This window comes from Candidatus Vicinibacter proximus (assembly GCA_016713905.1).
In the GTDB taxonomy this organism is placed as follows: domain Bacteria; phylum Bacteroidota; class Bacteroidia; order Chitinophagales; family Saprospiraceae; genus Vicinibacter; species Vicinibacter proximus.
The window spans coordinates 1239111-1254210 of record JADJOE010000001.1 but is presented as its reverse complement, the minus strand read 5'-3'; the positions used below and the strand labels follow the sequence as shown (position 1 = coordinate 1254210).

The 15100-nt window shown below is 37.7% G+C and carries 9 protein-coding genes; 1 reads left to right on the top strand and 8 read right to left on the bottom strand.

Annotated features, from left to right (window positions below; translation table 11 throughout):
• Window positions 1-12: 12 nt before the first annotated feature.
• From IPJ83_04940 to IPJ83_04915, 6 genes are all read right to left on the bottom strand, one after another.
• Complete coding sequence (locus IPJ83_04940) at window positions 13-3111, bottom strand: CHAT domain-containing protein (protein MBK7879888.1); 3099 nt, start codon at window positions 3109-3111, stop codon at window positions 13-15.
• A gap of 324 nt (window positions 3112-3435) precedes the next feature.
• Window positions 3436-4599 (bottom strand): hypothetical protein, encoded by a 1164-nt coding sequence (locus IPJ83_04935; protein ID MBK7879887.1) that lies wholly within the window; start codon window positions 4597-4599, stop codon window positions 3436-3438.
• A 10-nt stretch (window positions 4600-4609) separates the two neighbouring features.
• Window positions 4610-5290, bottom strand: coding sequence for an ABC transporter ATP-binding protein (locus tag IPJ83_04930; protein MBK7879886.1), 681 nt, complete (start codon window positions 5288-5290; stop codon window positions 4610-4612).
• Window positions 5291-5292: 2 nt separating this feature from the next.
• On the bottom strand, window positions 5293-6510 hold the full coding sequence (locus IPJ83_04925; protein MBK7879885.1) for an ABC transporter permease: 1218 nt from the start codon (window positions 6508-6510) through the stop codon (window positions 5293-5295).
• The gene (locus IPJ83_04920; protein ID MBK7879884.1) at window positions 6507-7721 is read right to left on the bottom strand and encodes an ABC transporter permease; all 1215 of its coding nucleotides are present in this window, start codon (window positions 7719-7721) and stop codon (window positions 6507-6509) included. Before IPJ83_04920 ends, IPJ83_04925 begins: the two co-directional genes overlap by 4 nt.
• Window positions 7718-8464: an outer membrane lipoprotein-sorting protein gene (locus IPJ83_04915; GenBank protein MBK7879883.1), complete on the bottom strand. Its 747-nt coding sequence runs from the start codon at window positions 8462-8464 to the stop codon at window positions 7718-7720. The genes IPJ83_04920 and IPJ83_04915 overlap by 4 nt, the downstream gene beginning before the upstream one ends.
• Window positions 8465-8747: 283 nt before the next feature.
• Here IPJ83_04915 and IPJ83_04910 point away from each other — a divergent pair, with 283 nt between their 5' ends.
• Complete coding sequence (locus IPJ83_04910) at window positions 8748-10088, top strand: phosphatidylserine/phosphatidylglycerophosphate/cardiolipin synthase family protein (GenBank protein MBK7879882.1); 1341 nt, start codon at window positions 8748-8750, stop codon at window positions 10086-10088.
• Window positions 10089-10582: 494 nt separating this feature from the next.
• Here the strand turns inward: IPJ83_04910 and IPJ83_04905 are convergent, their stop codons facing one another.
• The gene (locus IPJ83_04905; GenBank protein ID MBK7879881.1) at window positions 10583-12694 is read right to left on the bottom strand and encodes a hypothetical protein; all 2112 of its coding nucleotides are present in this window, start codon (window positions 12692-12694) and stop codon (window positions 10583-10585) included.
• Window positions 12695-12861: 167 nt separating this feature from the next.
• Window positions 12862-15087, bottom strand: a complete 2226-nt coding sequence (locus IPJ83_04900) for a M20/M25/M40 family metallo-hydrolase (protein ID MBK7879880.1) — start codon at window positions 15085-15087, stop codon at window positions 12862-12864.
• Between the last annotated feature and the right edge of the window lie 13 nt (window positions 15088-15100).

Below are 15100 nucleotides of genomic sequence, written 5' to 3'. Positions count from 1 at the left end.
ATTCCAATTGTTTTATTCAACCAGTACAAACCCCGCCCAATAATAAGGTTCCAGTCCTCCATCACGCAACTGCTTTTGCGCAGCATGAAATGCATCCGGAATCGACATTTTATCCTCCACCCATTTCTTATAAAAAGTAGTCATCAATAAAGAAGTTTGCTTATCAGGTACTTGCCACAAAGACATGATTAAATACTTGGCTCCTGCAATTTTAAATGCACGCTGAAGGCCAAACACACCTTCGTTGCCGTTTATATCACCCAAGCCTGTCTCGCATGCAGACAATACTATTAATTCCGTGTTGGACAAATTCATTTGTGAAATCTCATAAGCAGTGAGTATTCCATCTTCTCTACCTTCCAATGTTTGCTTTCCCTTCCAGGCAGCATTGCCTCCGGCCATGATTAATCCGGAGCGCAGCATAGGATGATCAGACATTTTAAAAACTGGTTCTTCATTTGATGAAGATTCATTTTTATTTTTTGCATCAGGAAAGAAGTATCCGTGTGTAGCAATGTGCAGGATTCTTGGCGAAGGTGAATCATTAGTTCCAATATTTTTCAGGGACTCCTCTGTTGCATCATAACCCTTCATTGTAGTGACTTGAGTGCCTGAATTCTTCAGAACTTGCTCAATCGAATTCACCTCTCTCTCAGTGCCTGATAAAAAATTCCAACTTCCACCTCTTAAGGTGGAATCAACTGTACCAAATGAAATTTCTCCTCTGGACCGTGAAGCAAGCAGAGGCTCCATATTTTGAATGCTGCTGTCTTGCTCAAATTGAATTCCTCCGTACAAGAGTGCATCGTTGTTTACTTTAATGATTGGCGCTGGGATGACCAATTGACGGGTACTGTTTAGCTCGATCAACTTATAACGATCTGCCAATGTTTCTGTTTCCGAAACTGCTATGGCATCCAGATTAATTCTGTGCAGTAAACCACTCGGCGAAAAATAAATGGTTTTGATTTCTTGTAAATGTTGTTCAAGTGGTTTCCAAAGTAGCTCATACAGTGACTGTTTTGATGTTTGAATTTGAACTGCTCCTCTGTCAGCGATGGTGTACAATCCATTTACGTAATCTGCTTTGCGTTCTATTTTTGATTGCAACAATGAGTCTAGTGATTTTTCTTCAAACAATGAAATCAATATAGGCTCTGCTGCATTTTCTTTTAAAATTAATGCACAGTACATGATACTATCTGCTACCTTGGGAAAGTTAATTTCAAAACGCATAAACTCAATTGCTGCTTCATTTTTCTTTATAGATTTTTGAACATCCTTCCATTTGACTTGTCGGTTAGCCTCTGAATATCCTGCTAACATAATTGCAAGTTGCTTTTCTGTGGCGTTAGCCTTTTCTTCCAATTCAGCTACCAAAGTTCGATCTTCGATTGGGAGGGAATATTCATCAGCCAATCTCCGGTGATAACTTCTTAATTGGTTGTAAATATTTTTAGATTCGGTTGTGGATTCCGACAACGTCTTTAATCTAACCGCTGCCATTCGTAAAAACCCTTTATAAAATAATGCCCGATCATAAGCCAACATCGCTAATTTTCCTGCGTGAAGACAATTCGTTGCAAGAGGACATAAATAATAATATGCACCCAATTCATCTTCTTGATTCTGGTAGGTATCTATAAATTGAGAAAGTTCATATTCAGAAAGATAGTTAGTGGCTTTTAACAATTGATTTTGGTTTTGCCCGGACACTGCCTCAAGAATTGGCAAAGCTTCTGTAATTCGATCTTGCAGGATAAATAATTTGGAAAGGTTTCTATGACTTTCTGACACGTCAGGATTTTCAATGCCCAATGATTTTTCGCGAATTGCATTGGCTTGCAAAAGCAAAGGTTCAGCAATCTCCAAACGATCCAATTCCAAATAAAATATTCCTAGATTAAATAGACTCGTTGCATATTCCGGATGATGGATGCCAACTTCTTTTTCCCAAATGGACTTAGCCTCTATAAAATAGGATTCAGCCTTTTTATCATTTCTCATTCTATTATACAAAATCCCAATATTGCCTAAGGTGTTTGCATATTCAGGATGGTCTTTACCATAAATTTTTTCTCGAATCGCTTTAGCTTCCTGATAGCAGGGCTCCGCCTTTTCATAAAAACCCATTTCCATATACAAGGAACCTAAATTGCTTAGACTACCCGCATAATCAGGTGTATTCTTACCCAAAAGTTTTCCTCGTAAAGTACAGGCTTCTAAGAATAAAGCCTCTGCCTTCGTATAAACTCGCATGTGAAAATACAATGAAGCAAGGTTGTTCATTCCGGAAGCGTAGGTAGAATTTTCTTTTCCAACCAACTTCTCCCAAATACTTAATGCCTCTAAATAAAAAGGTTCCGCTTTTTCAAAGACACCCATTAAATTATACAAGTTTGCCAAATTGTTTAAACTCCAGGCATAATCCGGATGGTTCTTTCCGAATACTTTTTCACGAATTGATTTTGATTCGAGATACAAGGGTTCTGCCATCTCATAAGAACCCATGTTTCGGTACATAATCGCGAGTTCATTCAAAATTATGGCATAGTCTGTATGATGTAGTCCCTGAATTCTACCAAAAATCTCTTTGGTCTTAAGGTAAATTTGTTCTGCTTTCTCAAATTGTCCCATGGCGTTGTATAATTGACCTAACACAAAAAGACTCCATGCAAAATCCATATTATCTTCTCCCCTTACTCTAGCCAATATAGAATTATGCTCGAGATACCATTTTTCGGCGACCATGTATTCATTTTTATAAAAATGCATTTTCCCTCTTATGAGAGCGCACTTTCCATATGAAATTGAATTTTTTCCAAAATTGTCAATTGCAACTTTTTCGGCAACATCGATGAACTTAATGGCATTTTCGAAATCACGATTTCTGATGCACTTTCCTGAAATCTCTATGAAACTATCCACGGAATGTTCTATTGATAATGTATCAACATGTTGTGCTTGAACATAACTTGAAATAATTATACAGATTGAAAGAAAAAGAGGTTTCAACATCTTATATTTTGATTCAGGAGTATCTGATACAAACAATCGATTTACAATATCGAAAATCTGAATAGATTGCACCACATTGGTAAAAATACTCAAACTAATTGAATATACGAATCACATGGTAAGCATTTTTGTGGACCATCTCTGTCTGATTCAATAGAGAATAAGAAATTTTGCCAGAGGCAATGCATTGGAATTCAAGAAAAATTCAGGAATTATAATCAAACCAACACTAGAGTCCCAAATCTTCAGGAGTTTGAAAAAGTTCCAAAAAATCTATTTCCCGTGCTCCCAATATTAAAAGTAATTCTATTTAGAATTGATTCAAACTAAATGTATTAATAGATTAATTAATAAATTCCATGCTTTTTGGGAATCTAAAATTTAGTCTGATTATGGAGTTACCAAAACAATTTGTCATCAGAAACTATACCTTCCTCGTAAATAAAATGCATTCGACACATTTCTAAAGTTACTGCTTTGATCGCCCCAAAAAAACTGTGCGGTAAAATCAACATCAAAGGCTTCGTTGATTTCAAATCCGGTGGATGGAAGGAAGATGAGAGCCTTTTGAGGAGGAGCATAAATAAAACCGGTATTGACCATCCAACGATCTGCAAACTGCTTACTGAGTCCACTGTAAAGGCTCCAGGCAAATGGAAACAAATTCTTGGCAGAAAGATTTGCAGAGGAAATGGAATTAATAGGCAAAACCCCACCCTGCGCATTGGATTGATACAACAACGATATAATTCCGTAATAACCATTCTTCCAACTGTAATCACTCATGATGGAAATTCCGACACTTGTTTTTTCAGTACTTCGTTCAACAAGTCCTGGCACAAAACAAGTGAATTCTCCTTTAAATCCCGCATTTCCTAAATTGCCGGCCCAGGCAGCTCCCAGCACCGCGTCATTTCTGAAATGACCTGCCAGGAATTGAAAATCATATTGCCATCGATTCCATTTCATAAGAAAGGCTCCTGTGGAAAGACTCAATTTAGTTGCAGGCTGATAAGCAAACTCTATACTGCTGCTGATTCCCGCATAATACCGCGCCCGAAATACATCTGATCCAGGTCTCTCTTCATAATCGAAGTCCAGCAAGTTGTAAGCATTGAAAATATCATTCGGATTCCACAAATTATGCATCCCCCAATTGACACGCTGTCTGCCAAGACTTATATACCACTGATCATTCTGCCACTCTGCAACTAAGCGATCCATCATGCTGTTGGCAACGATTCCATTTTTATCCAGCCAGGTTTTGGAGAGATGGAGCAATGGAGCACCATCCTGTAACAGCTTCGCAAAACCGGGGACAAGCTTTACGCCCTCACCAAAAAACATTCTCGTCCGAAGATGTAATTTGATGGAAAAATTTTCTCCCCAATCATATTGACCCTGTATTCTGTTGTGCAGAAAATTAATGTTGAAATTCTGATGAGTCGAGGGATCTGTCTGAATAATATTTAAAAGTTTTTGATATCCATTAAAAGTCCATCTGGAAGGTATGGAATCCTGTGATATCAAAGATTCTAAAAAGAAAAAAAGAAAAATCCATCCGAATAAAATGTACCTCATGATCGATGTGCTATTGATCAGCAATTATTTTCCCATCTTCCAAAGTAATGACTCTTCTCGCCCGATCGATTACGCGCTGATCGTGGGTGGAAAAAATAAAAGTAGTCTGCAACAATTTATTCATGCTCAACATAATGTCAAGTAACTTTCCTGCAGAGGCAGAATCCAGATTCGCCGTTGGTTCATCTGCCAATATGAATTTAGGCTTTGCGGCAAGTGCTCTGGCAACGGCTACACGCTGTTGCTGACCACCCGAAAGTTCCATGGGTTTTTTATCCTTTTTGTCTGACATACCTATCAATTCAAGCAATTCCATCGCCCGCTCAGTTCTTTCTGCTTTTGGTCTTCCTTGCAACAACATAATAAATTCAATATTCTCCTTAGCTGTTAAAACAGGAATTAAGTTATAGGATTGAAAAACAAAACCAATATGATTTAATCTAAAATCCATCAACTCGCTTTCACTCAACTCGGTGATATTCTTTCCTGCTATTTCCACATAACCGGATGTTGGGGTATCCAGTCCACCAATCATATTAAGCAAGGTGGTCTTTCCTGAACCAGATGGTCCCTTGAGTGCGGTAAATTCACCTTGTTCCAGATGCAAGTGCACATCGTTGAGTGCGTAAATCGGCACGGTCTCCTGATCGTAAATTTTAACCAATCGGTGGGCATCAATAATTGAACTCATGATTAAATTTTTCTTAATGCTTCAATGGGGTTAAATGACAAAGCCCTTCGCGCAGGTCCAAGAGCTGATATGAAAACAAGAATGAATACCAAAATCAACAGCGTTATCATATGTCTATAAGTGATCTCTGGATAAACTATTAGGTCATATCCAAAACTCTCCATAGTGTCCTTGTAAATACTTAAATTGATTCCATGTTGATGGGTATAAGCTATTCCAATGGTAGCCATCAGAAAACCCAATGGCAGTCCACACAGAGTAAGTAAAAAAGTTTCCAGCATCACCATATTAAAAATTTTAGATTTTTTCATCCCAAAAGCCAGCAACATACCAAACTCTCGGGTTCTCTGGACCACCGACATTAGCATGGTATTCGTAACGCCGAATGCAAGCGCAAGAAGTATGATACCCATATAGATGTACATACTTTGATTGAAAGAACCAACCAGCAATTTCATCTCCGGTGAAATTTCCATCCAGGTTTCAACTTTAGTATCTGGAAATTTAAATTGAAATTTATTTTTCAATTCATCTACTTTGCTATGGTCCTTTAACTTCATAGCAATTTCATTCAATTCTGTTCCTTTCCCTTGTAATTGTTGTAAATCTTGCAAACCGACAAAAACATTTGCGAGGTCATAGGGCTTGCTGTTGGTGGCAAAGACCCCGGTAACTTTAAACGCTGCAGAAACCACTTCTCCCTCTGCATTCTGAAAGGTGAAAACGACTTTTGAATTTTCCTTTACCTTGAGTTTAGACATCAATCGTTCACTGATAAGTACTGGGTTCTTTTGTGCTGCATCAAAATAACTTCCAGAAATTAATTTTCTGTTTAGTCCGGTAAGTATTTTCTCTTCATCAGGATTCACTCCGTTAATCATGATTCCGCTGCTCCCTGCCGTCGCAGCGACAATGCCCTGTATATTTATCCTTCCTGCGACGGCAGACACTTCCGGATTCATCCGAATTATCTTCATGATGGAATCTGCGTTTTCCATAAAATATTTTGGATCGAACTCTTCTCTGAATTTAGGATGGTGGATCTGAATATGAGAAATCTCATTTTGTATGACACTTTTAACACGCTGGTCAATCATACCATAATAAAATGCCACAATGAACAATGCACACAACACACCAATCGCAATCGCTGCCATCAAGACAAAGCTCTGCTTCCTATTACGCCATATATTTCTCCATGCCAAAACCCACAACATCATAATCTGATTTTTCCAATTTCTTTAAATCTGAACACGTGCCAGACAGGATATAATCCTATGATCACAGATAAAATTAAAACAATCAATGACTGTTCAAAAATTACATTCCATTCAAAAAGTGCAGGCCACACCGGTTCAAATCCATATTGCTCAAATGCCTTTCCAAATTCACCTCCTAAACGGATCGGAAATTCCTGAAGATACAATACTATGGGAATTGATAAACACATTCCTAAAATGGCGCCTCCAAATGCCAATAAAAGAATTTCTCCAAATAAAATAAAAGTGAGTATCCGCTTCTTCATGCCAATTGCAAGTAACATGCTAAATTCATATTTGCGTTCTGCAGTGATCATAAAAATAGTCCCGAAAGTTCCAAATACGATGATCAGATAAAGGATTCCCATCATCACATAATATCCCATTCCATCTGCCTTCATGTGATCAGATATTTCCGGCATCATTTCCTTCCAGGACAATACTTCATAATCTGAAGGGATCCTTTCCTTCAGATCATTTTGCAAAATTTCCATCTTCTCCGGATCCTCTAAATCCAATATATAAGCTGTAATGTTTTGCCCGGTATTAAGCATTTCTCTTGCAACTCCAAGAGGTAGAAATGCAATGGATGCATTAAGTTCCGGTGAACCAAAATGTATAATTCCAGAGACTTTGAATTTTCCGGCAACAAAACTTTCCCGATATCCCTGACCCAACAGGAATACGGTATCTCCAACATTTGCATTTAGTTTTTCTGCAAGCCTGGAAGCGAGGACGATCTCATTATTTTCTTCCTTCCAGAAATTTCCCGATATTAATTTTTTTGAAAAATGGGTCAAGCTTTCTTCTATTGGAGGATCAATACCTGCCACCATACATCCTTTTGTTTGATCACCATTTGAAATCAAAATGAAGGTCTCCAAACGTGGGATAATCTTCCTTACCCCTTGATAATTCAATGCACGGATTAAATTACTGTCTGCAGAGTTAAAGCAATTATCCAGCACCTTCTCATCCCAATAGCCGGATTTATGAACCTGAAGATATCCTGAATAATAACTGACCATATTCCGAATGAGATTTTCAAAAACACCGGTCTGCATGGATTTCATGGTCACCGCAAGAAACACCGTAAAGGCCACTGAAGCCATGGTAATCAGCGTCCGCCTTTTGTTACGCCAAATATTTCTCCAGATCAATAAATAAATCATTTCAGTTTGCTGAGTTGCTGGACTGAAAAGAATTTTTCAGCAATGGGTTTATCAAAAACAATCTTGTGATATTGCATAATGGTTTTGTGCCCTTTTTTGTCCCTTGGAATTAATTCGATGCGCAAGGGTAATATCCTTCCTCCAAGCATACCGATCTCAGTGGTATTCATGGTATTAACCAATTGATTGTTTTCATCAAAATATTCTGCTTTCATCAATAAATAATCCTTCTTATCGATGCACAATAATATTTTTCCCCAAATCACTGCTGCCTCCGGTTTCGGATCGAGTCTGATCTGATAACAAATCCTTCCCATGATTTGTGTATCTTTTGTGATAATGTGGCGGTAATCCTGCACAGTTGAAGACTCCTTAACCAAATCATCATTGGTGAAATCGGTCCCCATCCAACTTTGGGACATCATGGAAGGCGGTAATTTAATGGATCGATCAATGGATGGTACCCAGTTCCATATTTCCTTCTTTCTCTTAAGGAAGGCTATGCCCCTTTCTTTAACAGGACTTTGAATTAAGATGACCACAAAATCATTTCCAAGTGTCCAGGTTTTTAATTTGAGATCTCTCTTCCATTCAGGTCTGATGGTCTGAATACTTATTTCAGCAACAGAGCTTTTTCCTTTTGCCCGATCTTCAGACCTTCTTACAATTTCAAGAGCATCTTGTGATAAAATTTTAATACAAAATAAAAATGAACCAAAAATAATGAATATAATCCTACTCATTGTTAACCCCTTTACTTGTACAATTATACAAGCTACAATAATATAAAATTATTGGAACAATTTAATTAATTATTATAATTAATTGGTATGACAATGATCACCTATATTTTTATAATAAATTTTAACTGACCAGTGCAATCAATTACTTCCGAATCTTTCAAATGAAAAATTGGATTCAATTAATTCAACATACAAGAAGATAAATCTCAAAAGTAAGAATTATAGCTTCAAAGTTTGTCAAATATTGTGTAGCTTTACAAATACCTAAAACAGACATTCAGTATTGATACCATTAAGAAATATTTTTTTTACACTTCTTTTTACCCTTTTACAGACTTTTGTTACAGGTCAAGAGGACAAACATTTTGTTCGCGTACTGTATGAACCTAAAGATGCATTGCAATGCAGAGTAGATTTAATACGTCAGGCAAAAAAGGAAATTTTACTTTCTTACTTCATTATTGTGGATGATCTGAGTGGCAGTGTAGTACTAAATTTACTGGCTGAAGCATCAAAAAGAGGTGTGGTGGTAAGAATTCTGTTGGATAAAAATGGATCCAAAATAACCGCAACGATGAAAGCACTCCTGAATAAAAATGGGGTAGAATTACATCGCTTCGACTTAAAAAATAAAGCCGTCGAAAGAATCTATCATGGCTTGCATGAAAAAATGCTTATAACAGATGGTGAATTTCTGATAGTAGGCGGTAGAAATATTCAGGATCCATATTACGGTATGTCGAAAAAATACAATCTGGTAGATTATGACCTGCTTACTAATGCAGACAGTGTATTGTATGAAGCCCGATTACACTTTTACTCTCTGTGGGCGGATGAGAAATTGTCTTCACCAGTACCTATCCCGGTTATAAAACCAAAAAGAGAGGCAAGACATTTAAAAAAATTATCCCTCTATAAATCAGAAATACAAAGCAAGTTTGGCATTCGTTTGGATTCAAGTATAAATTGGAGGTCAGGATATCAGATGAATCAATCGGATGTTGGGTTTATACACGATGACTTTTTTATCAAAAGAGGTAAAAAATATTACAAAACCGATATCAAGGATGAAGGAAGTACCTCTGCGTTAATTGAAATGGTGGAACAGGCTAAAAAAACTATATTCATCGAAAACCCCTATTTCATTCCTACAAAAAAATGGACGAATGCACTTTGCGATGCCAGTAACAGAGGGGTCAGAATATGCCTGCTGACCACTTCCATGATGACCAATGATTTACCCATTCGATATGCCGGTTACAGACACAGGCGCGAAAAGATATTGAACGATGGAATTGAAATATGGGAATTTCAGGGACACCTTAGATTTCATGGCAAAACCATCCTGGTGGACAGCCAAATGCTTGTCGTGGGTAGTTACAACATTCACTTACCTTCTGTACGTTATAACACGGAGGTAGCTGTGTGGACAAAAGATAAAAAAGCTGTAAATAGACACATAAACGTTTGGAACAATAGACTGGAAAACTGTATCCAAATTGGCCCTAACAACAAACCGATTCATCGTCCTGAAAAAAAATTTCCAAAACCCACTCTGTGGTTGCGTACAAAAACAAATTTCCTCCGCTACACAGTGGCTGTTGCCTTTTGGTGGTTGTTGTAAATATTCCATAATATGGAAAACGCATTTTATTTTCCTTACATTTTCAGAAGCATTGCATCCTCTCTAATTTCATGCAATTAAAAATGAGTCAGATAAATTTAATGGGGATTAAGTAGAAATTAAACATCTTTAATAGTTGTTTTAAAAAGTTTTCGATACCTCATCATATAATTATCGAATGAGAAATTCAGAGCGGCCTTTTTCATTTTAGCTAAAACTGATTTAAATAGCGTTAATAAATGAAAACAGCCTTGATTTGTTTTAGTGCTTTTTTGTATTAGGACAAAAAAGAACAAGGATCATAGAATGAAATTCAGGACATCTTTAGTAAATAATGGAGTCCACAAAAAAATGATTTCTCCCTAATTTTTTGCCTTACCTCTTAAAAATATTTACAATTCATCAAGAACGTAATAAAAAAAATAAATACAACATTCGATTTAAAACTATTTATATGCGAAGAAAGTTCATGGCGCTAATACGCTGTCAATTGCTTAATTTGAAAATCTTATCCGAATCACATTCGAATCATCATTCGAAGACCAATTGTCAATACTCAGAAACTCATACCTGTCTCCGGTGTTGGCATCCAATCCCTTAATTACAAGTTGGCTGATTTGTTTACTGATCTTTTGAGCGGTTCTCAATTCATAAAGTGCATAGGATCCATGAGGAGTTGCAAGGTTTCTAAATTCTTTCAAGGGAATATTAATCACTCTAAAATTAAACTTCTCCTCTAAAAGGCCATCATAATTAATGTTCAACCACTCTATCAGCTTTCCGTCTAGAGATACTTTTCCTTCTATTTGAACATACTTGCCCTTTTCTGAAACAAATGAAAGTCCTGTCCATTTCAATTTTGCATCTACATCCTTCCAGTCATAAAATGAGGGATTGTACAGACCCGGCTCTACAACTTCAGTTCTCACATCCCCTTTTGCATTTGTCAATTTAAAAGATCCAGCAAATCCAAAAATTTCTGTTGTTACCGGCACAGTTAGACCGGATAAAAACTTAATAAATTCAAATTGATAATCCACCTTTACCCATCTGAAATCACACCACTCCCATGATGGATTCACATTCGCACCTTTACAATCCTTCCCTGCCAAATCCTGAATATATATACCCAACACTTTCTCGCCCTGATTCAGAAATTGAAAACCCGCATCTCCAAAAGACCACAATTTTCCCTGATCATCATAGATATTCATTTTTAAAAGATCTGCCTGTGGATTCTCTAACTTCCAGCGAAGCGTATCGCTATTTGTATTCCACTGATCAGGCCAATCGATAAACGTGTTTTCATCTTTCAGTTGAAGCTGATAGTTCGGAAAACAACCAATACCTTTTGTAGTTTTCTTACCAAGGGTACTTGCATACTGAGCATTCATATTGTTGTAGTCAATTATGGCTGACCTTGCACAAAAATAAAAATCAGTAAAAGAGAATTGTGTTCCATCTGCCTTCACAAAACCTAGGTAGGGAAGAAATTTGCTTTGATTAAAATCAAATACAATTTCCCTATCCTTTTGCGTTGGCCAATTTGGATCTGACACTTTTAATTTTCCCTGTTGGATCCCATACACCACCAAAGCATGAGACCCCGTTGGATTGTGAACAGCTATGTACTGTGGCTGGCCTGTCAAACCCATCATATAAGCAAACGAACGAAATTGCGCCAGCGGATTTGCGACAATGGGTACAAAATGCTCATAAAAACTGGATTGCCCGGAAGGTGTGTTCAAATTAGTTTTATACAAACTTTGCACGCGGGATGCAAATAAAATACCTTGCGTGTTGTCAAACCAAAAAGCATCTCTGCCAAAAGGATTTACATCTGTAACCATGTCATATTTTCCATATAACTGTCCTTCTTGTTTTTTTCTAAAATCATAATACCACATGGCAGTAGTACTCATTCCCGCACAAATTCCACCCGGGTTTTCCATGGTGCCATAATTGGTAAATTCCCAATCATCTACCCCTGGGACAAAACCGGTATTCATATCCAGCGTATGCAGATACTGCGTATCTACCGCGGTGAGAATAATTTCAACATACTTTCCGGTTCTTTGCAGAGAAGTATTGATCACAGAAGTCAAATCAAAATGCCGGGTAGCAACGGTAATAAAATTATCCTCATAACTTGCCGGAGGAAAACCCTCCAGTTGACCCGTAATGGGATCATACATGACAGCCATAATAAATTTGCCTGGATCAGGAGTGTATGGAATCTTTAGCAACATAGGTTCATCCGAATATCCTCCTTCATTCTCAATATGAATCAAAGGCGAAACCGGATTGAAGTGTTCGCCAAATTCATGACTGGTTACCTTCGCTGCACTTATGGTAAACTTTCTGGATTCAGAATACGCACCTGACTTTACATCAACTTCCAAGCCCTTTATTCCGGACTCTTCTTCCACAATTTGTATAACTCCCCCGATTGGTAAAACATTTTGCTCCACCCATTTCTTGGATGCCTCTGTTTTGATTTTACCATTGGTTACCGTACCGGACGGATCATCTTCATCACAGGAAACCTGTAAGAATACCAAAACTAAAATCGGATAAACCAATCTGATAAACGAATTGCTTTTCATACTCGCCAATTAAGTTACAGACGAATATTAATACAATTTAATTGAAGAAGTTATAATGTCAGTCAACTAACAACATGACAAGAATCATTAACCAGGCTATCCAAATGGATTTATTCGCACAAAATTTTTACCTGTAAGAAAATAAAAAGCAATGCTTTTCTTAGTAATTAAAATTTAACTTTCGAAGTCTGGATTTGTCCATCTCTTTTGAAAGTGATAGGAACCTCGTCCCCTGATTTAAACTTGGACAAACATTCCATATAGCCATATACTTCTTTGATTTCGCAGTCACCAATTTTGATGATGATGTCTTTGTCTTTGAGGCCGGCTAATTGTGCAGGTCTGTTGTCCATTACTGCCTCTACATGTAACCCATCGCCGTAGTCTGTGTAATCCGGCATGATTCCAAGAGATACTTTATATGCTGGAACTGCTTTTGTAGTGGCAGATTTTGTTTTTGTAAAAGGAATTTTTTCCATTCCTGCAAGGTGCTGCGCGAGATTAAAAATATAATCTACAATGATCATTTCTTCCTTGATCTTGATTTTTTCTAAATCATCGGAAGGTTTGTGATAATCCTTGTGTGTTCCGGTAAAAAAATTCAATACAGGAATGTCTTTCAGATAAAATGAAGTGTGATCCGTCGGACCAATTCCACTACTGTCCAGCGTAATGTTAAATCCGGCTGGTTTAAAACGATTTGCAAGATCCGTAAATTCCGGACTGGTTCCCACACCTCCTACCACCAGCGCCTTCAGGCTGTCCAATCTTCCAATCATATCCATGTTTATCATGGCTACCACATTCGGATATTTTGTTTGCACATTTTCTGCAAATGCCTTTGATCCTTTTAACCCATCTTCTTCTCCTGAAAATGCAACAAAAACAAAATTGCATTTTTCCTTAGCACGGTTTGTACTAAACATTCTTGCCAACTCCAGCAATCCTGAAACTCCTGAAGCATTGTCATCTGCTCCATTGTGAATCTGACCCTCTGAGTTTGGAGAGGTAGAATTGTGGTGTTGATTTAATCCCAAATGATCATAATGCGCACCTACCACAATGGTTTTATTGGCACCATTGTCCAGGTATCCAACTACATTGTGTCCATTCATTTGAGAAACCCTCTTGTCTTCGGTTCCGTGTGGATTAGGATTGTATAAGTATGAAAATGGCTGCAAGTAAGATTTTTTATCATAAGGCAACAGACCATATTTTTTATATTCTTTGCTGATGTACTTCGACGCCAATTTTTCGCCTTTGGATCCCGTAAGTCTGCCTTGAAGTTTGTCGGATGCCAGGTATTCAATATGCTTGTAAATTGTTTTTTGATCGGCATTTTCTACCGGATCCCCATCATTCCAATCTGCAATAAACACATTAGTCTCTCTTGGCGCACCTTGTTGACGATTACTTGAAAACACCAATTTTTTTCCATCCGGTGAAAACATTGGAAATGCATTGAACATACTTTCATAGGTAATCTGTTTGAGATGCTCTCCGTTGAGGTCAATCAGGTATAATTGAAAATCATAACCCCTAGTGGAATGATGATTGGAAGAAAATATTATTTTTTGACCGGACGGATGAAAAAACGGAGCCCAGTTGGCCTTTCCTAAATGAGTAATTTGTTTAAGATCGGATCCATCCGCATTACAGGTGTAGATTTCCATTTCGGTCGGTGCGACTAAATGTTCAGCCAGTAATTCTGTATATTCTTTAATTTCTTTTTCGGTCTTAGGTCTGGATGCTCTGAACACCAGTTTTTTGCTGTCCGGAGAAAAAAATGAACCGCCATCATACCCTAATCCACTGGTAATCTGCTTCAGATTGGTTCCATCGATATCCATGGTCCATAATTCGAGATCTCCTGAACGGCTTGAAGTAAACGCTATTTTCTTCCCATCCGGAGAAACAACCGCCTCCGCATCGTAACCGGGCGAATCTGTAAGCTGTTTTGTTATCTTCCCTTGTAAGTCAGCTATAAAAATGTCGAATTCAGGATAAACAGACCATAAATACTTGCCATCTTTTCTCGGCTTAGCAGGCGGTGGACAAGCTTCCCCATGATGATGGGTAGATGCGTACAAAATATGCTTACCATCCGGCATAAAATAAGAGCAGGTGGTCCTGCCCTTCCCGGTTGAGATCAACTTCAAACTCTCAGTTGCAGGATTGTTTTCACTCAGATCCAACATATAAATCTGATCACACGATGCGCCAATCTTGGTATTGGTCACCTGCATCGTAAGAAATTTACCATCCGGACTAAAATATGCCTCTGCGTTGTCTCCGCCAAAAGTAAGTTTTTTGATATTGCTCAAATGACCTTCCTGCGCAGATAAAAGCAATACCATCAATTGGCACATCGCAACATAAATGATTGATCTCATGAATTATTTTTTT